The organism is Petrotoga mobilis SJ95 (assembly GCF_000018605.1).
Taxonomy (GTDB): domain Bacteria; phylum Thermotogota; class Thermotogae; order Petrotogales; family Petrotogaceae; genus Petrotoga; species Petrotoga mobilis.
Window position 1 is genome coordinate 1,873,408 of record NC_010003.1, and the last position, 18,581, is coordinate 1,891,988.

Consider the following 18,581-nt stretch of genomic DNA (forward strand, 5'->3'; position numbering starts at 1 on the left):
CTAATTTATTTGTGATACAATATTTCGACTCGAAATAGTATTTAGAGGTGAAAGTATTGATTGGACAGTTCCTTTTGAAAGATATTCCAATGATTTATGGCAGTCAAAATGATATTTATTCTTTTATCGAAGAACAAATAGGAAAAGAGAAGCTTTGGATAGTTACTTTAAATGCGTTGATGTATATGGAATATTTAAAAGGTAACGATTATTCTAAAGCCATTAGTAAAGCATCTTTTTCTATTCCCGATGGAGTGGGGATTGTCAAATTACTCAAAAAGAAAGGAATTGAGACGGAAAGGTGTCCCGGTATAGATACAATGAAGTATTTGTTAGAATTGTCTCAAATAAGTAATTATAGAATATTTTTACTGGGATCACAAGAGGATGTGGTTAAACAAGCATCTCAAGTAATTGAGAAAGAATTCAAGGTAAATATAGTTGGTTATCACCATGGATATTTTGATGCAAATGCTGAAGGAGAGGTAGTTCGAAAAATTAACGATAGTAAAGCGGATCTTCTTTTTGTAGGGATGGGAATTCCAAAACAGGAATCCTTTATTTTTCGAAACTATGAAACGTTACAAGCTAAGCTTATGATGGGGGTTGGTGGTAGCTTTGACGTATTTGCTGGAATAACAAAAAGGGCTCCTCTTTTCTTTCAAAAACTTGGATTAGAATGGTTGTATAGAATGTTTGAAGAGCCCCACCGATTCAAAAAATTACCCGATTTATTTAAATTTTATATGAATTTGTATAGAAATAAAGATTAATTATATAAATTCAACATTTAGACGTGAAATCTCTGAGGAAATATTCAGATAACAAGTGTAAGATGCCTCTGAGAAATTATCAGAAATATAAGTTCCATCTTCTCTTTGGTACATTCGTTCAAAATTTTTGAAGTTCAAATCTCCAACATGGTTCAATACTAAAGCGACATCCCCAGGCAATTTTATGTTTATCGCTGAAACTTCAGAGTCTACATCAACTGTGGTGTTATCCTTCTGAGAAGGTATCAAGGTGATTTTAGATGCGGTAGATTTGATTCTTACTTCTCTTGTTTTAATTTGTCTTAAATCAAAAAAAGCTACACTAACGTTCAGCTTCGCACGATAATTATAATTAATATTCTCATTTAAATATACAGTTATCTTTGCCCGTTCAGGTACTTTTACGTTGGATACTTTCAACTTGTTCAAAATATGGACTTTAGAAGAGTCATATTCTTGTTTAAAAGAATATATATCATTATCAATTACAGCTTTTACTTTTACAGGTGTCTCTATCTTAGAAGAGTCAATAGTTACAGAGCTCCAGTCTACATCTGTTGATAAATCAAGTGTGTCACCTATAAATTTAGGAGGAAGATTTTCAGATATGATCGATTTGTTAATCTTTAAGTGGGGCTTTCTAATATGGAACAGCCCTTTAAATCCAGCAGCAATAATATAAGATGCGATCATCAATAAAACCAGTTCCCAAAAATTTAATGAAGTGGGGAACAAATCAAATGTGTCTAGCAACAGTATTATTCCAAATATTAGACTTCCTAAAGTTCCTAAATTTCTCTTTTTGAAAAAATTTAATCCGTATCCAAGAAAAATCAATGTAAAAAAGAATTCTAACAAGTTAAAACTAACTAAGAATTCGTTGAGAATAACTGATAAAACAATTAAAATACCTAATGCGACTAATATTATTCTTCCTAGCATTATTACTCCCCCCTGTCCTTTAAAAATTTATCTGCAAGTTCTTCAGAGTAACCCAACTCTTTTAAAAGTTCTATTGCAAATGAACGTGATATTTTTCTCTCTTTTAATAAGGACAAAATCTTTTTTTCTTCAATAGTTAAGAATTCATCGTCTTGCGAAACATCTTCACCTTTTTCTTCTTCCTGCCAATCTATGCTTTTCCCCTGAATTTCTACTCCTCTAATACTAATATCTCCTGTCAGCACATTAATTTTTAAAACTCTTTTCTTTGGCATAGTAGAAGAATCATTATTTTGAACTAAATCGACGTTTGATCTTATAGATGATGAAAATCTGTGTATTGGAGCTTCTAAATAAATTTTCTCTTTTCCTTGAACTATTAGATCTATGTCACCGGAAGCAGTGTTTACGGTACAGTAAAAATCTTTATCTAGGGAATCTACGGAGATATCACCGCTCGCTGATTTAAAATTTGCTACTTTCACGATTGAATTTTTTATTGAGACATCACCGGAAGCCATACTTAACTTAAGATTTTCAATTTTAGAGTTTTGAATTAGAACATCGCCACTAGCCATGCTAAAATCACCATATGATATGTTTAGGTTGTGAATTTCAAAATCTCCCGAAGCTCCTTTTAAAATTAATTCATCCATCTCACTGTTACTTAAGTCGATACTTACATCCCCAGACCCGGTATCCACCCTTAAAGATTTCAAAGTTTTAGTTTGATTAGATCCTCTAATATCCACATCTCCTGATCGAGTTTTGATCGTTAAATTGTATAAGTTGGTAGAATCCAAGTCTGTTTCTATATCAGCTGAAGATAAGTCTAACGATATATTGTTAACTTGATCTCCTATGTACAAATTAATAGGTACTTCATGGAACATTCTAGAGAAAGAAAAGAACTTTGATAAGAAATCACCTTTTTCATAATCTATATCGATTGATACACTTGTACGATCTGATCCCCAGCTAGTTTCTACGTTGATGTCTTGATCTGCGTATTCGAGATATGTTGTTTCACCGTGGCAAATTTTTATTCTTCCATGAAAGTTTCGTGCCTTTATTTTTATCACTTTTACAACATTCAAATCAATCTTTTGCATTAAAAATCACTCCTTTTTATTTTTTGTACTTTTTTAATAATTCTTTTGCTTCTTCAGGGGTAATTTCTCCTTTTTCAATTTTTTCAAGAATTTCAAGTGTTTTTTCTCTACTTTCAATGTTTTCAGACTCGTATCCCATCGCTGTGGCGACTTCTTCTAATCTTGCTTTTGCCGTAGGATAAGAGATTCCAAGCTCTTTTTGTAATTCCGATAAATTTCCTCTAACCTTGATAAAAATCTTCAAAAAATTTAATTGTTGGTTTGTTAATTGAGCAAATTCCTCTAATTCAAAGTTACCAGTTATTTCAGTTCCACATTCTTCACATCGATATTTTACGATATTTAACTTCCCTCCACAAACAGGGCATTTGGATAAGCGGTATTTAGGCATATTAGGACCTCCTATTATTATTTTTTATGTTTTTTATGATATTTTGATAGTCTTTCTCGTTATTTTGAAAAAATTATAACATAAAACTTTAAAATTGTCAACTTTTAATAAAAAAATTTTTATTTTCTAAATAAAAAAATTAAACTTAATGGTTTCTAATATAAATTTTAAAAAAAGGGATAGGTATTTGATATAATCGATGATATAATACTTATTAGAATAATCGGGATGCAAAGAAAAATTTCACTTCGAGGAGGTCCAATCGTGGCAATAGATTCACCAAGTTGGTTAAAAAGTTCTATAATTTATGAAGTTTTTGTTAGAAATTATGGAAATGCTGGAACCTTCAACGATATATATAACGATATTGAACGTATTAAGGCTTTGGGAGCAGATATACTTTGGTTTATGCCTTTTTATCCCATCGGAAAAGTTGGTAGAAAAGGTACACATGGGAGTCCCTATTCAATAAAAGATTACGAAGAAATATCGAAAGAAATTGGTAATAAGAGGGATTTTAAAAGATTAATAGACAAAGCACATGATAACGGATTAAAAATAATGATCGATATTGTTTTCAATCACACCGCTATTGATTCGAAGCTAGCTGAAACACATCCTGAATGGTTTATGAAAGATCAAAACGGAAAATTAACTAGAAAGGTAGAAGATTGGAACGACGTTTACGATTTGGATTATGATAATTTAGATTTATGGGATTATCTAATAAATGTTTTAGATGGTTGGATTGATCTTGGTGTAGATGCTTTTAGATGTGATGTCGCTTCGCTAGTGCCTTTAGAGTTTTGGAAAAAATCTAGAGAACTGTTGAATCAAAAAAAGGAAATTATCTGGTTGGCTGAAACACTTGACCCGAAATTTATTCATGATCTCAGAACTAAAGGGTACGATGTTCACTCGGACTCTGAGGTATATCAAGCTTTTGACCTTACATACGATTACGATGGCTTCTATTATCTAAGGAGCTATTTTTCTGGAGAGAAAGATTTGAAGCATTTTTTTGAACATGTTTTTTTGCAGGAAACTATATTCCCAAAAAATTCTCTTAAGTTGCGTTTTTTAGAAAATCATGATAATCCTAGAATAGCATCCGTTTTAGAGGGAAAAAATAAGATTAAAAATTGGACTGTTTTATATAATCTTTTGCCAGGGGCATCTTTAATATATGCAGGCCAAGAATTAATGATGGAAAAACTGCCTAACCTTTTTGAGAAAGATTCAATCAAATGGGACAAAGGTGATTATGAATTTTTAAGTTTTTTCAAAAAAATCATTAAATTGACTAAAGAGATTAAATCTACTTGTAATCAATTCTCTCTTTGCGAGTTATCTGAGGGTATAGTAATGATAAAATGGAATGGAGAAGAGGAGGAATACATTACCATTTTGAATTTGGAAGATAGACACGGAAAAATACCAGTAGATTTTAATTTATATGGAACAGACCTTATAACGAATGAAACTGTTTCAATACAAAACTACTTTGTGATCAGCAAGTTACCTATGATTATAAAAGTCAGGTAAAACAGCTAATAATTCAAATAAACCTTTGATTGATTTAATGGAGGTAGATGAATGGGAATTTTTGAAAAGTTCAAAAATGGTTTAAGTAAGGCGAGAAACACCGTATTTAAAAATATCAAAACTATTTTTTCTGGTAAAGTTCTCGACGATGATGTTTTGGAAGAATTGGAAGAGATTTTAATAATGTCTGATATGGGTGTTGAAGTTTCTCATAAAATTTTGGAAGAGTTAAAAAGTAGGTATAAAAGTAATAATTCTCACAATGACCCGCTATTATTATTGAGGGATATTCTAGTGGAAAATTTACAGAAAGACGAAGTAGTTAGTGATTTTCAACAAAAACCCTATGTAATACTCATTGTTGGAGTAAACGGTAGCGGTAAAACGACAACTGCTGCCAAATTAGCAAAGATGTATTCTAAACAAGGTAAAGAAGTTGTTTTAGCTGCTGCAGACACATTTAGGGCAGCAGCAATCGAACAACTCAAAGAGTGGGGTAATAGGTTAAATACCACCGTGATAGCTCACCAAAAAGGTTCAGATGCCGCCGCTGTTGTGTATGACGCAATAACACATGCAAAGTCAAGAGGCAAAGATGTCGTGTTAGTGGACACCGCTGGGCGTTTACATACAAAAAGCAATTTAATGGATGAATTGAAAAAAATAAGGCGTGTGGTTGAAAGAGAAGTCCCAGGAGCTCCGCATGAAACTCTGTTAGTTCTAGATGGAACGACTGGTCAAAACGGGATTTCACAGGCTAAGGCTTTTAAGGAGGCTATAGACATAACGGGTATAGTTGTAACTAAATTAGATGGAACCGCCAAAGGGGGAATAGCTTTCGCTATAAACCATGAACTCAATATCCCAATAAAATTGGTGGGATTTGGAGAAAAAGAAGACGATTTACAAATTTTCGATCCGGTTTCTTATTGCAATGCTTTATTAGGGGTTGACGAAGTAATATGAAAGATTTTATTAGAGATTTTGCAGTCTGCCCAATATGTCAAAAAGAATTTTCTTTTGATAAAGTGGCCTCTACATCTATAAAGGTAAGTTCTTATGATCTCGATTTAAAACCTGAATATAGAGATGTTAATGTATCTCTGTATTCTTTGATTACCTGTCCCAATTGTAACTTTACTTTTCAAGAAAAAGATAAAGATTATATATATGAGTACTTAAATTCTCAAAATATTGAACAGGTTAAGTTGTTTTTGAGTAAGATAAATAAATTATCTCTTCCTGAAGTAGATAATTCTTCTTCAAAGTCTCACGAGTTTTATGCAACTCAACTTATGATAGCAGCCAATATTTACGCAATTTTGGGACTACCCAGTGAAGTAGTAAAAATTTTAATAAAATTCGCTTGGTATTATCGTGAACAAAATGAAGAAGAAAAGGAGTTAGGAATACTTTACTATTGTGGAAAGATAATTGAAAAGAACTATGAAACATTTTCAGAAGAAGATTATATATTTTCTTTGTTCTATCTGGGATATATAAACTATAGATTAAATAATAGAAAAGAAGCGGCGAATTTGTTTGATTATTTGGTGAAAAATTATAATAATCCTACAAATCCGTATTTAAAAGCTGCGAAATTTCTAAGGGGTGAATTAAAGTGAGGAAATTTTTTGGGATTTTTCTAATAGGTTTGGTATTTTTTCTATCGGGATGTACGGTTTTTCAACCTGCCTCTCAAGAAATTACTTTGCCAAGCGAAGACTTAGTGGCAATTCAAAATCAGTTGGATACTTTAAACGAGCGTTTAACTCAAATGGAAGAAAAATTTAATACTTTATCTGACGAAATTTATCAAATTTCAAAGAATAACAGTTATGCTTTTGATATGACAAAAAGCTTAAAAGATCAGTACACCAATATCGATAGCAGAGTGGTAACCTTGGAAAATTATCTATACGAAGGGCGAAGCTCTGAATCTATTGATAAACTTTTAGATTTGGATCAAAGAGTTCAAAGCTTAGAGAATCAAATTAACAATCTCTCTCTACAAAAGGTAAATAATTTTACAAACACTGATTTGGATCAAAGAGTATCTCAATTGGAAATTCAGATTTCAGAATTACAAAATGTTGTGAATAATATTCCTAAGAATGACCAAACAATCCTCTTAGATACGGTGAGTTCACTAACGGAAAAGGTTAATAATTTGGAGAAAAGTTTTCAAAACTCTGAATTTTACTTTTTGGAAAATGGAAATATAAAAGAACTTGTGCAACAAGAGGTAGATAAACTCAATTTAGAAAAATATGTTGAAAATATAGTTGATTATAAAACTGAAGAGACCGTTTCAAAATTTTATTATCAAAATCAGAGCGAAGATATACTGAATATTAAATCTTTAGAAAATACAGTTGCTTCTTTAGATAAGGAAGTTGAAAATTTAAAATATGACCTTCAGAAGGTTATTACTCAACCATCAAATTCATTAAACGAAAAATATCTGGGTCAAATACAAAATATTGAATTGAAGATAGATGAACTTTATAGATCTGTGGGGGATGCAGAAGTAAGTTATTTGTTTGAGAATTCAAACGAAGTAAGGTATCAAGTGAAATCAGGGGATACTCTAATTAGTATTTCAAACGCATTTAAATTAGGAAATAATGGTGTTCAAATTATCCTGCAAGCCAACAATTTACAATCCACAAATATTAAAGTAGGACAAGAATTAATCATACCAGTGAACAATATTGAAGAGTATATTAGATGGCCATTTTCTAAAACATCACTCTCCGAGTATGAAAAAATTGTTGTACGTTTTGGAGAAAGGAATGCTGCAGGAATTTCTAGTGGGATAGGAGTTTTGGTTCAAACCGAACAAGTTTATCCAGTTCTACCTGGTAGGGTAATTGAGACCGGAAAGTTAGCAAATAACAATTGGTATATAAAAATCGATCACGGAAATGCTATTATAAGCGTCATAGGGAATATAAAAACACCATATGTTGATGAAGGTAAATGGGTTGATTCTAATACTTCGTTAGGAATTGCTAACGCAGGGAGTATTGTAACAGTTGAATTGTGGAAGAATGGTGAACCTAGAGACCCATTGAAACTTTTCTACGACATGATTGGAGAATTCCAGGCAACGTACTACACAGAATGGGATGACAAACTTGTCTATTCTCCAACTTTTAGGCTAACAAAGTCTGGAGAAAAACCAACATCGTATAAAACAATTGCAGCAGATCCTGATGTCTTGCCTTTAGGAACCATAGTTTATATACCTGAATTATCGGATCTTCCCAATAACGGTTATTTTGAGGTTCAAGATACGGGAGCTAAGGTATTGGGTAATAAAATTGATATATATGTAAACGATGTGAGATTAGCTAATAATAGTTTACAGAATCTAACTATATATGTAGTTGGTAGAAAATCAAATGTATAAGAATTATAAAGTTAGTAAATCTATTAGAAGCTTATCTAAAGGGTGTTAATTAATTGAGGAAACGTTTATCTTAAAAGGAGGAATTAAATATGTCTCTTACTGTTAAAAGCAGTTATGCTTTAAGAGCTTTGTTTGAATTAGCTGTATTAGCCGAAGATGAAGGAAAAGAGAAAGTACCTATCAGCGAATTATCAGAAAGGCAAAACATACCAAAAGATTTTCTTGAAAAGATATTTATAGAATTACGTGATGCGGGAATAGTTAAATCTGTTAGAGGTAAATTTGGAGGATATGCTTTGGCAAAAAATCCAAAAGATTTACGTTTGAGTGAAATTATTCAAGTCTTAGATAAACCACTTCAATCTTTTGATTGTATTGTTGGCGAATGTTCGTTGGAAATAGAGTGTGCCGTTGAATTTGTATGGAAAAGGGTTAATAATTCTATTATGTTAGAGCTGAGTAAAATGACTTTGCAAGATATAATCGATTACGGAAGAAAAATTGCCAAGATCAAGATCGCTGAAAATGAAGGAGGTAGATTAAAAAAATTAAATGTCTAATAAAAAAGTATTAATGCTTATGAGTGGTGGGGTAGATAGCTCTGTCGCTGCCTATCTTTTGAAAGAACAAAATTATCACGTTATAGGGCTTCATTTCAAAACTGTAAGCGATGTTGTTTTCTCATTGATCCCAGAAAAAAAGAAGGTTTGTTGTAGCCCTTCAGATACACAAGATGCACTAAAAATTGCTGATAAGTTAGATCTTGATGATTTTCAGATTGTTGATATAAAAAAGGAATTTAAAGAAAAAATAATCGATTATTTCATAAAAACATATAAAGAAGGTAAAACGCCAAACCCTTGCATGTTATGCAACAGGTTTTTTAAATTTGGGAAGGCTTTAGAAATTGCACATAGCTATGGCGCAGATTGGGTTTCCAGCGGTCATTATTTAATAAAAGAGTATTCTAACAAGTATTCTACCTATATTATTAAAAAAGGTGTTGATCAATACAAAGATCAATCATATTTTTTATCTTATATAGACAAAAATACTCTTCCCAAATTGCACTTTCCATTGGGAAATATGTATAAAGTTGAAATCAGGGATATAGCCAACAAAATAGGCTTAAGTGTGGCAAATAAACCTGACAGTCAAGAGTTGTGTTTTATTCCTGATAATGATTATAGAAGATTTCTAAAAGAAAATGGAGTTACTACAGAAGAAGGAAAAGTTTACGATTTAGAAGGAAACGAAATAGGAACACACACAGGATACATGAATTACACTATTGGTCAGCGTTCTGGAATAAGCTACTATAAAAACGCAAATGTAAAACTGCATGTTTATAAAATATTTCCTCAAAAGAATGTTCTCATAGTTGCTCCTACTGAAGAAATGTATTCTAAAGAACTAATTGTACAAAATGTCAACTTTTTTGTAGATTTCAAAGAAATAGAAGGCTTTTGTAGAGTTCGCAAAAAAAGTGAGGAAAAGCCCGCAGTTGTTAAAAAAATTGCAGATCATACTTTAAAAGTAAGTTTTAAAGAGCCTATATTTGCCGTTACTCCTGGACAATTTGCAACAATTTATGATGAAAGCGGTGTTGTTTTGGCTTCCGGTGTAATCAATATTAAAGAAATGGGGGAAGTTTGATAATGGGAATTAGGGACGCAGCTTATCCAGGAAGTTTCGATCCAATAACCTTTGGACACGTTAATATAGTGAAAAGATCGATTGAAAGATTTGACAATCTGTATGTTGTTGTTGTGAATAATCCGAACAAAAAGTATTTGTTTTCTCTCCAAGAAAGGATTGAAATGGTAAAAAAAGATTTAGAGGATATACCAAATGTTATTGTTGAATCTTTTGACGGTCTGTTGGTAAATTACCTAAAAGAGAAAAAAATTTATAATTTAATAAGAGGCTTAAGAGCGGTCAGTGATTACGAGTATGAACTTCAAATGGCAAACGCGAATCATATGCTTTTTCCTCAGTTAGAAATTTTTTTTCTCATGGCTGATACTGATTTCTCTTATATTTCTTCATCTATGATAAAAGAAATTGCATCTTACAACGGAGATGTTAGTAAGTGGGTTTCTAAGTTCGTCGAATTGAAGTTAAAAGAAAAACTATTAAAAAAATAGTAATAAAACAATAATTTTCTTATTTTAATATTCAATTAATTGTGTTAAAATAAATTAGTTTTAGCCAACGGTTGAGATTTCAAATACTCAAATTTATTAAACATTAATAATAAGCATTAGGAGGTATTATAAGTGGACGTATCAATTGAAAAGATAAAGAATCTTAGAGCTTCAACAGGGGCAGGAATGTTAGATTGTAAAAATGCTTTGGAAGAGGCTGATGGAGATATAGATAAAGCCGTAGAAATCCTGAGAAAGAAAGGTGCCATAAAAGCTGCTAAAAAAGCCGGAAGAGTCACCAACGAAGGTATCGTGTATTCTTATATTCATCATAATGAAAAGATAGGTGTTCTTCTATTATTAGGATGTGAAACTGATTTTGTGGCAAGGACTGAGGATTTCCACGATTTAGCTAAAAAGATTTCTTTACAAATTGCTTCGATGAATCCAAAATGGATTTCAAGGGAAGATGTACCTCAAGAAATTATCGATAAAGAAAAAGAAATTTACCTTGAAGAGTTAAAAAATTCCAACAAGCCTGAGAATATTAAAGAACAAATTGTAGAAAACAAATTAGGAAAATTCTACAGTGAAAATTGTCTTCTTGAACAAGAATATGTTTTTGGAGAAGGGGAAAGTATCAAAGACATTATTGATTCGATGATTGCTAAGGTAGGAGAAAATATAACAGTGGATAAATTTGCAAGATTTGCAATTGGTGAATGATAAAAAGGTGGAGTCTTCCGCCTTTTTGCTTTATTTATGGAGTATAAAATTTTTCTTTCAACTATAAGGCTGCATGCTCTTATTTAAAAGGAGGCCCTATGTACAAAAGAGTACTATTAAAATTAAGTGGGGAAGCTTTGAGTGGTGAAAGTGAAAAAGGATTTTCTGAACAAATGTTAACATATCTGGTGAACGAGATCAAGAAAATCCACAGTTTAAATATAAAATTGGGTATAGTTACAGGAGCTGGCAATATTTTTAGGGGGAAAGAGCTGAAAGATTTCCAAATTCAAATGGCAGATCAATTAGGGATGTTGGGCACCGTCATTAATTCACTCTATCTTAAAAATCTCTTCGAAAAGAATGGTTTGAAAAGTATTATAGTTTCTCCAATTGTTAATTTACCCTCTGTATTGCCACTTAAATACGATTTTATTGAACAATATTTTGAAGCTGGTTATATTGTCTTATTTGGTGGAGGAACATCAAACCCTTTGTTCACTACTGATACCGCTGCCGCATTGAGGGCGATAGAAATGAATGCAGATATACTTGTAAAAGCTACCAAGGTTGATGGGATATACGATAAAGATCCAAAATTATTCGAAGATGCCAAAAAATACAATAATATAACGTATGAACAAGCGATTAAAGAGCAAATAAAAGTTATGGATACAGAGGCTTTTTCAATATGTGAAAAAAATAATCTTTCAATATTGATTATCAATTTTTTCAAAGAAGGAAGCTTGCTTAAAGCTGTTGAAGGAGAGAATATAGGTACAAAAGTCGATCACTAACAAATTCTTCTTCAAGCATGAGTTCTATTCGAGGTTTAACGAAATATTAAATAATAAATTTCTGGAGGTGTTTTTTAGATGGAAAAGTTTTACGATGAAATAGTATCAGTAAAAGCAAGAGAGGTATTGGATTCGAGGGGAAATCCAACCGTTGAAGCAGAGGTAACTTTATCTACAGGTGTAACTGGTTCAGCTATTGTTCCTTCAGGTGCTTCAACAGGTAAATTTGAGGCTTTAGAATTAAGAGATGGTAATAAAGATTATTACATGGGAAAAGGTGTTACTAAAGCCGTGAACAACGTAAACAACATTATTGAGCAAGAGGTTGTTGGATTGAATGCCTTTGATCAAGTAAACGTTGATAGAGTGATGCTGGATTTAGACGGAACAGAAAACAAAGAAAATCTTGGCGCTAATGCAATATTAGCTGTTTCTATGGCAGCGGCAAGAGCTGCAGCTAACTCCTTGGGACTACCTCTTTATAAGTATTTAGGAGGCGTGAACGCCAAAGTTTTGCCCGTACCAATGATGAATATAATAAACGGGGGACAACACGCCGATAATAATCTCGATATTCAAGAGTTCATGATTATGCCTGCTGGATTTAATTCATTTAAAGACGCCTTGAGGGCAGGGGCTGAAGTCTTCCACAATTTAAAAAATATTTTGAAAAAAGAAGGGCACATAACTTCTGTTGGAGATGAAGGTGGTTTCGCTCCGAATTTAAATTCCAATGAAGAAGCTATAAAATACATAATTAGAGCCATACAAGCTGCTGGTTACGAACCTGGTAAACAAATTTTTATCGCCATGGATGCCGCAGCTTCAGAGTTTTACAATGAAGAAACAAAGAAATACTCTGTTGATGGAAAAGAAATGAGTGCTGCTGAATTAGCCGAATATTATATATCGTTGATTGATAAATATCCTATTAAATCATTAGAAGATCCTTTCGATCAGGATGACTGGGAAGGTTACTCTGAGTTCACCGCAAAAGTGGGAGACAGGGTACAAATAGTTGGTGATGACTTATACGTTACTAATGTTAAAAGATTGCAAAAAGGTATAGATTTAAAGGCTACAAACTCTATTTTGATCAAATTGAATCAAATAGGGAGTGTAACCGAGACTCTAGACGCCATTGAATTAGCCTATAAAAATAATATGACCGCCGTTGTATCTCATCGCTCAGGAGAAACGGAAGATTCTTTTATTGCCGATTTGGTAGTAGCTGTAAATGCAGGTTTTATCAAGACTGGCTCACTTTCTAGAACCGATAGAATAGCGAAATATAATCAATTGTTAAGAATCGAAGACGAGCTTGGTTCAACTGCACAATATAGAGGCTTGAATGCTTTTTATTCAATTAAAAAGTAATAAATATTCAATTAACTAAAAAAAACCGGTGATTTATTATTTCACCGGTTTTTTTAATAGATATATTTGTTATAATACTTGAACGAAATTAATTTTATCATACAAAATCAATCCTTTTCACTAAATAATCTTTTTCCTCCAATTTTTCTATGAGATACTGGGTTTTCAATTTAAAATACGCAGAGTTATTCTCCAATTCAAAACTTATATAAATTTCCTTCTCAAAACTTTGTATATTTGCATCTATAACCCCAAAGTTATTAGTCAAAAGAATTAAATTCAACTTTTGGTTCATTGCCTCTTGCTGGTAATTTTTTGAATTGTTTTGATATTCTCTATCAATTGCTAAAAATATAGGCATCCCAAAGATAGAAAAAAACATCAGTGGTGTTTTTATTTCTAAGCTAAGATTTTTAATAGTTAGGTAAGAATTTAATGTTTTATCCACTATGTTATGTTTTATAGAAGTTTTGGATTCATATTTATTAAGTAAACTATTCTTATCTTCTTCCTGCAAGGTTAATAATTCTTTCATTAATCTTATCTCATTCTTAGAGAAAAAATCTAAATTATCCTTTTTAGAAATATAGGCTCTTATCATATCAACAATTTTGACCGCAGAGTGAGAAGGTGATAAAACGGAGTTTAAGTTATCTTTAAAAGATTTTAGAAGTGAATTTACTATTTTTTCGGTTAGTTTTTTAAAAGAAGTAAACTCGTGGGGTTCTAAATTATCAAATTTTAATTTTTTTAATTGTTCGTTTAAAGTTCGAGAAAACTCTGCGAGCCATACCGACGCTTTAATATTTTGGGTTTCAGTGAAGTTAGGAGATTTAAGGTTAACGGCATCAATATTTTTAAAGTTTGGAAATTTCAAACTTAATTTTATGCTGTCTTTTGATGCCTCCCCCAAATATTTCATCTTAATTGGAGCATCCATATTATGTGTTTTATCTTGAAAAGTTAAATTTACCCTAACACCTGTTTGAAAATTTTGAGTGCTTTGATTTTCTAGAAGGAAAAGAAAATTTCTAACTCCAACTACAACTAAATTATTCTTAGAATAGAGAACTGTTCCTACGAATCTATTAATATTATTTTTTTTAGCGTAATCGTATAAAAAGGAATTATTTTGAGAAAGGATTAAACTCAACAAATTGTCATACATTTTTATTACCTACTCTTCAAGATCATCAAACAAACCCATTTCCAAAGATTTTTTAACAGATTTATACCGTTTGATTTTTGAAGTAACCAACTTCTCCGAAGTAAGCAATTTCTCTTTCATCATTATGTATCTAACTTTATTGGGGGCAGTGAAGTACCAGTTGTTAAAAGACGAAGAATATTCAGGCACGTTTATTTTGTATTTTGTTCCGATTACCGCTCTTGACTCTATTTTTTCTATAGCTTTAATTTTTTTAAAATAAGTAATTGCATTTTGTGTTCTTCCAATGCTAATGTTCAAATTTGAAGCTATTTCACGCACACTGGTATGGGTAACTGTATGATCGTATCCAAGTCCGTAGCTCATGTTGTACAAGTATAAATATACCTTTGCAAAAGACGACGGGGTTAGTTGCAAAATATACATAAGTACCTTTTCTGGTATTTGAATAAAAGGTCTTACAGGTCGATATTCAAACAAATTTACGTTAGTATCTTTTTCCCCTCTCGTTCTAGGCATTAGCTTTTTTCCTCCCATTCTTCTTTACCTATAATTTCCGCGTTTTCTAAGGTGTATTCTTTTAATTTATAATTCCTATCGAAAGTGGCAGAAAGGTGTATTCTGTTAAAACATTTTGAGCCAATATATTCTTTATTTATTTTGTACTCCCCTGTATCGTAATCCGTAATAAAATCGTAGCCTTTTCTAAGATAACTTCTAAATTTCTCTCCACATTTTGAACATTTGAAATATATAACTAATGCATTTTTTTCATCGTAAAAAACATTGTTATTAGAGGTTTTTGAATTATCTGACTTATTTCTTTTAAAAAAGTTAAACATTACGACTGTCCTCCTTTTCGAACAATTAAATTATTTTTAAAACTGTACAATTACTTCTCAATCTATATTGAGATTATATCATAATTTATACGTTAAGTTAAATATATCAGATTATGGGGAATTATAAAAAAATAACAGGAAGTAAAAACGATTAAACCCATTAATCTATAAAAAACTTTACTTGCGAATAAAGCAAAACTAAAGTATAATTAAAGTTAATGTTTAAGTAAAAATCCTATTCATTTTCAAAGGGGTGATTATTAATGGGAGATAGCACAGAAAAGACTACGGAAGAAGAAAAAGGAACAGAAGTTTTATACAAACTTGAAGACAAACCTCCGTTTTATGCAACGGTTGTTCTGAGTATTCAGCACATGTTAGCTATGTTCGTTGGTATCATTACTCCACCTTTGATAATCGCGGGGGTAGTGGGCTTGGATCCTCTAGAAACGGGATATTTCGTCAGCATGGCTTTGATTATTTCCGGGGTAACTACTTTTTTTCAAGTAAAACAATTAGGACCTTTTGGTAGCGGTCTATTAGCAGTACAAGGGACAAGTTTTACATTTGTTCCTATGGCGATTGTCGCTGCAAACTTAGGGGGGTTACCTTTAGTCTTAGGTATGGCACTTATTACGTCCCCGGTTGAGATGATTTTGAGTCGGTTTTTAGCTCAAACTCGCAAGATATTCCCTCCTGTAGTTTCTGGTACAGTTGTAATGTTAATAGGTTTAGGGTTGATAGAAACAGCCATAACCGACATTGGTGGAGGAGTTGGAGCTATTGATTTTGGGAATGTGCAAAATTTAGCCATAGCTTTGTTCGTATTAATAATCATAGTGATTGCAAATATATATGGCAAAGGCATCATAAAAGCTGGGGCGGTGGCTATTGGTTTAGTTGCAGGATATCTGGTTGCAATACCGTTGGGTATGGTGGATTTTGCTCCGATTGTAGAAGCTGGATGGGTAACAGTCCCTATCCCATTTAAATATGGGCTATCATTTAATTGGGCACTTATCATTCCTTGGATTTTAGCATATATTATTACTACAATTGAAACAGTAGGTGATTTGACAGCTATTGCTGAAGTTAGTGGCGAACCAATTGAAGGCAAAATTCACGATGAAAGATTAAAAAGAGGAGTTTTATTGGACGGTGTAGGGAGTGCTTTAGCAGCTGTTTTTAATACTCTTCCTAACACAACTTTCAGTCAAAATACTGGAGTTATTCAATTTAGTAAAATTTCTAGTCGAGTCGTTGGCTACGGTGTGGCAATTGTTTTGATACTATTAGGTGTCTTTCCTAAAATTGGTGCTTTAGTAAGCGTTATGCCTAAACCTGTTTTAGGAGGTGCTACTATAGCTCTCTTTGGAATGGTAGCGATGGCAGGTATGAAAATTGCAACAAAAGGTGGACTAAGCGATAAAAAAATGTTTATATTAGCTTTTTCTTTAGCTTTGGGATTGGGAGTTACATTTAGGCCCGACATAGTGAACCAATTACCAGAATGGATGGCTGTTGTCTTTTCTTCTAACATTACTGTTGGATTTTTAACCGCTTTTATTTTAAACCTTTTGATACCAGAACCAAAAAAGGAAAAGAATGGATATAAAGCCTAAGTTTACTTATTGCCACTTATGAATAAAGTTGATTATTCATGATTATTCCCGTTTATTGTTCTTTATAGACAACTAAAAAAGATTAATTTGATTTATCAATGAAAATCAAATTTTATTATTTGGTCAAAAAGATGTATAATAATAACTTAACGAAGAAAAAAGGCTTTGATCTTGAAAGTACATCACTGTGAAGCCTTTTTGATTCCAAGTATGAGAACATATCTAAAAAATATTTAAAAGACCTAGGAGGAATAAGATGATAGATTTTACTATGGACAAAGAGGTACTCGAAAAAGCAGTAGAAAGGGCTATAGAGAATAATATTATTATACCTACCTTTGCACAGATGCGAGATCCAGCTTTGATTCCTGATAAAATCAAACAACAGCTAAAAAATATAGGTTTATGGGATGTTAATTCATACAACTTATTTAGAATTACATGGAAAAACGAACCAGTTCCAAAAGGTGGTTTATATGGTGATGTAAATTACTTTGAGTTACCATCTGAATTAACGGGCGTTAAAGCTCGAATCGTGGCATTGGTAGGTAAATGGTTCCCAACCGGCTCCCACAAGGTTGGTGCCACCTTTGGGTGCCTTGTACCAAGGCTTGTAACCGGTCAATTTGATCCTACTACTCAAAAAGCCGTTTGGCCTTCAACAGGAAATTATTGTCGCGGAGGAGCTTATAACGCCCAGCTTTTAGGATGTGAATCCATAGCTATATTGCCTGAAGGTATGAGTAGAGAAAGATTCGAATGGTTATCAAAAGTTGCGGGGGAAGTAATAGGAACACCCGGAAGTGAGAGTAACGTAAAAGAGATATTCGATAAATGTAATGAATTAAAGTCTACTCACGACAATATTGTTATTTTCAACCAGTTTGATGAAATGGGCAATCGTTTGTGGCATTATGTAGTTACCGGGCCTGCTATGGAAGAGGTGCTGCAAAAAATTATGGGGGAAAAAGACAGATTGGCAGGAACCGTCCTCACTTCAGGATCTTCTGGAACGTTGGGTTCAGGAGAATATTTAAAATCTAAGTACCCAAATAGTAAATTAGCTGTCTCAGAGGCACTGCAGTGTCCCACTTTATTATACAACGGATTTGGTGCCCATCGAATTGAGGGCATAGGAGATAAACATGTGCCTTGGATTCATAACGTTAAAAATACCGATATGGTTATGGCAATAGATGACAATGATGCTATGAATTTAATAAGGCTTTTCAACGAACCTGAAGGGAAAGACTTTTTAAGAAAACAGGGAGTCTCTTCGTCGATAGTAAATAATTTATCTTTACTGGGAATCTCTTCTATTGCAAATGTTCTTTCTGCTATAAAATTTGCCAAATACTACGAATTAACAGATAAAGATGTTGTGATGACCGTATTCACTGATTCAATGGAATTATACGATTCTAGGCTTAAAGAGTTACAAGAGCAAAAAGGTAAATATTCTGAACAGCAGGCTGCTGTAGATTTTGAGAAGCATCTAATGGGGGTAAAAACAGACTTTATTCAGGAACTGAGTTATTATGATAAAAAAAGAATACACAATTTAAAATACTATACTTGGATAGAACAGCAGGGTAAAGAATTAGAAGAATTGAACGAGCAATGGTACAACGATGAAAAATATTGGGGTAATGCCTTTGAAATTGCAGACAAAATCGATCAATTAATAAATGAATTTAACAAAAAAACGGGATTATTAGGCTAAA

At 32.4% G+C, this 18,581-nt stretch carries 19 protein-coding genes; 13 read left to right on the top strand and 6 right to left on the bottom strand.

Translation table 11 applies throughout. The annotated features are described in order from the left end of the window. Positions 1 to 47: 47 nt before the first annotated feature. On the top strand, positions 48 to 773 hold the full coding sequence (locus PMOB_RS08795; protein WP_369974001.1) for a WecB/TagA/CpsF family glycosyltransferase: 726 nt from the start codon (positions 48 to 50) through the stop codon (positions 771 to 773). Here PMOB_RS08795 and PMOB_RS08800 read toward each other — a convergent pair whose 3' ends face one another. The 3 genes from PMOB_RS08800 to PMOB_RS08810 are packed head-to-tail and all read right to left on the bottom strand — an operon-like array spanning position 774 to position 3,218. Further along, complete coding sequence (locus tag PMOB_RS08800) at positions 774 to 1,715, bottom strand: hypothetical protein (protein WP_012209500.1); 942 nt, start codon at positions 1,713 to 1,715, stop codon at positions 774 to 776. 2 nt (positions 1,716 to 1,717) lie between these two features. Further along, positions 1,718 to 2,827, bottom strand: a complete 1,110-nt coding sequence (locus PMOB_RS08805; protein ID WP_012209501.1) for a DUF4097 family beta strand repeat-containing protein — start codon at positions 2,825 to 2,827, stop codon at positions 1,718 to 1,720. 16 nt (positions 2,828 to 2,843) lie between these two features. Then, positions 2,844 to 3,218, bottom strand: a complete 375-nt coding sequence (locus PMOB_RS08810) for a DUF2089 domain-containing protein (protein WP_012209502.1) — start codon at positions 3,216 to 3,218, stop codon at positions 2,844 to 2,846. A gap of 264 nt (positions 3,219 to 3,482) precedes the next feature. Between PMOB_RS08810 and PMOB_RS08815 the strand changes: the two genes are divergently transcribed. The 10 genes from PMOB_RS08815 to eno all read left to right on the top strand — a co-directional run bounded on the left by PMOB_RS08815 (position 3,483) and on the right by eno (position 13,225). Further along, complete coding sequence (locus tag PMOB_RS08815; RefSeq protein ID WP_012209503.1) at positions 3,483 to 4,763, top strand: alpha-amylase family glycosyl hydrolase; 1,281 nt, start codon at positions 3,483 to 3,485, stop codon at positions 4,761 to 4,763. A gap of 51 nt (positions 4,764 to 4,814) precedes the next feature. Continuing rightward, positions 4,815 to 5,729, top strand: a complete 915-nt coding sequence (ftsY, locus tag PMOB_RS08820; RefSeq protein ID WP_012209504.1) for a signal recognition particle-docking protein FtsY — start codon at positions 4,815 to 4,817, stop codon at positions 5,727 to 5,729. Beyond that, positions 5,726 to 6,388: a DUF2225 domain-containing protein gene (locus PMOB_RS08825; RefSeq protein ID WP_012209505.1), complete on the top strand. Its 663-nt coding sequence runs from the start codon at positions 5,726 to 5,728 to the stop codon at positions 6,386 to 6,388. Before ftsY ends, PMOB_RS08825 begins: the two co-directional genes overlap by 4 nt. Further along, a complete protein-coding gene (locus PMOB_RS10340) occupies positions 6,385 to 8,178 on the top strand; it encodes a LysM peptidoglycan-binding domain-containing protein (protein WP_012209506.1) in 1,794 nt (597 codons plus the stop codon). The genes PMOB_RS08825 and PMOB_RS10340 overlap by 4 nt, the downstream gene beginning before the upstream one ends. An 89-nt stretch (positions 8,179 to 8,267) precedes the next feature. Then, positions 8,268 to 8,738, top strand: coding sequence for an RrF2 family transcriptional regulator (locus PMOB_RS08835; protein WP_012209507.1), 471 nt, complete (start codon positions 8,268 to 8,270; stop codon positions 8,736 to 8,738). Beyond that, complete coding sequence (gene mnmA, locus PMOB_RS08840) at positions 8,731 to 9,834, top strand: tRNA 2-thiouridine(34) synthase MnmA (protein WP_012209508.1); 1,104 nt, start codon at positions 8,731 to 8,733, stop codon at positions 9,832 to 9,834. Before PMOB_RS08835 ends, mnmA begins: the two co-directional genes overlap by 8 nt. Before the next feature lie 2 nt (positions 9,835 to 9,836). Beyond that, positions 9,837 to 10,325 (top strand): pantetheine-phosphate adenylyltransferase, encoded by a 489-nt coding sequence (coaD, locus tag PMOB_RS08845; RefSeq protein ID WP_012209509.1) that lies wholly within the window; start codon positions 9,837 to 9,839, stop codon positions 10,323 to 10,325. 132 nt (positions 10,326 to 10,457) lie between these two features. Next, a complete protein-coding gene (gene tsf, locus PMOB_RS08850; RefSeq protein WP_012209510.1) occupies positions 10,458 to 11,051 on the top strand; it encodes a translation elongation factor Ts in 594 nt (197 codons plus the stop codon). Positions 11,052 to 11,149: 98 nt separating this feature from the next. After that, positions 11,150 to 11,848 carry a UMP kinase gene (gene pyrH, locus PMOB_RS08855; RefSeq protein WP_012209511.1) on the top strand — a complete coding sequence of 233 codons (699 nt, stop codon included), beginning with the start codon at positions 11,150 to 11,152 and terminating at the stop codon, positions 11,846 to 11,848. A gap of 78 nt (positions 11,849 to 11,926) precedes the next feature. Continuing rightward, on the top strand, positions 11,927 to 13,225 hold the full coding sequence (gene eno / locus PMOB_RS08860; RefSeq protein ID WP_012209512.1) for a phosphopyruvate hydratase: 1,299 nt from the start codon (positions 11,927 to 11,929) through the stop codon (positions 13,223 to 13,225). Positions 13,226 to 13,322: 97 nt separating this feature from the next. Here the strand turns inward: eno and PMOB_RS08865 are convergent, their stop codons facing one another. Genes PMOB_RS08865 through PMOB_RS08875 form a run of 3 tightly spaced genes read right to left on the bottom strand, consistent with a single transcriptional unit; the run spans position 13,323 to position 15,235 of the window. Further along, positions 13,323 to 14,393 carry a hypothetical protein gene (locus PMOB_RS08865; RefSeq protein ID WP_012209513.1) on the bottom strand — a complete coding sequence of 357 codons (1,071 nt, stop codon included), beginning with the start codon at positions 14,391 to 14,393 and terminating at the stop codon, positions 13,323 to 13,325. Positions 14,394 to 14,402: 9 nt separating this feature from the next. Then, on the bottom strand, positions 14,403 to 14,912 hold the full coding sequence (locus PMOB_RS08870) for a hypothetical protein (protein ID WP_012209514.1): 510 nt from the start codon (positions 14,910 to 14,912) through the stop codon (positions 14,403 to 14,405). Further along, positions 14,912 to 15,235, bottom strand: coding sequence for a hypothetical protein (locus tag PMOB_RS08875; protein ID WP_012209515.1), 324 nt, complete (start codon positions 15,233 to 15,235; stop codon positions 14,912 to 14,914). The genes PMOB_RS08870 and PMOB_RS08875 overlap by 1 nt, the downstream gene beginning before the upstream one ends. Positions 15,236 to 15,498: 263 nt before the next feature. Between PMOB_RS08875 and PMOB_RS08880 the strand changes: the two genes are divergently transcribed. Together PMOB_RS08880 and PMOB_RS08885 are read left to right on the top strand one after the other, a co-directional pair. Next, positions 15,499 to 16,857 (top strand): uracil-xanthine permease family protein, encoded by a 1,359-nt coding sequence (locus PMOB_RS08880; RefSeq protein WP_012209516.1) that lies wholly within the window; start codon positions 15,499 to 15,501, stop codon positions 16,855 to 16,857. Positions 16,858 to 17,113: 256 nt separating this feature from the next. After that, a complete protein-coding gene (locus tag PMOB_RS08885) occupies positions 17,114 to 18,580 on the top strand; it encodes a phosphoribosylaminoimidazolesuccinocarboxamide synthase (RefSeq protein ID WP_012209517.1) in 1,467 nt (488 codons plus the stop codon). Position 18,581: the final 1 nt, after the last annotated feature.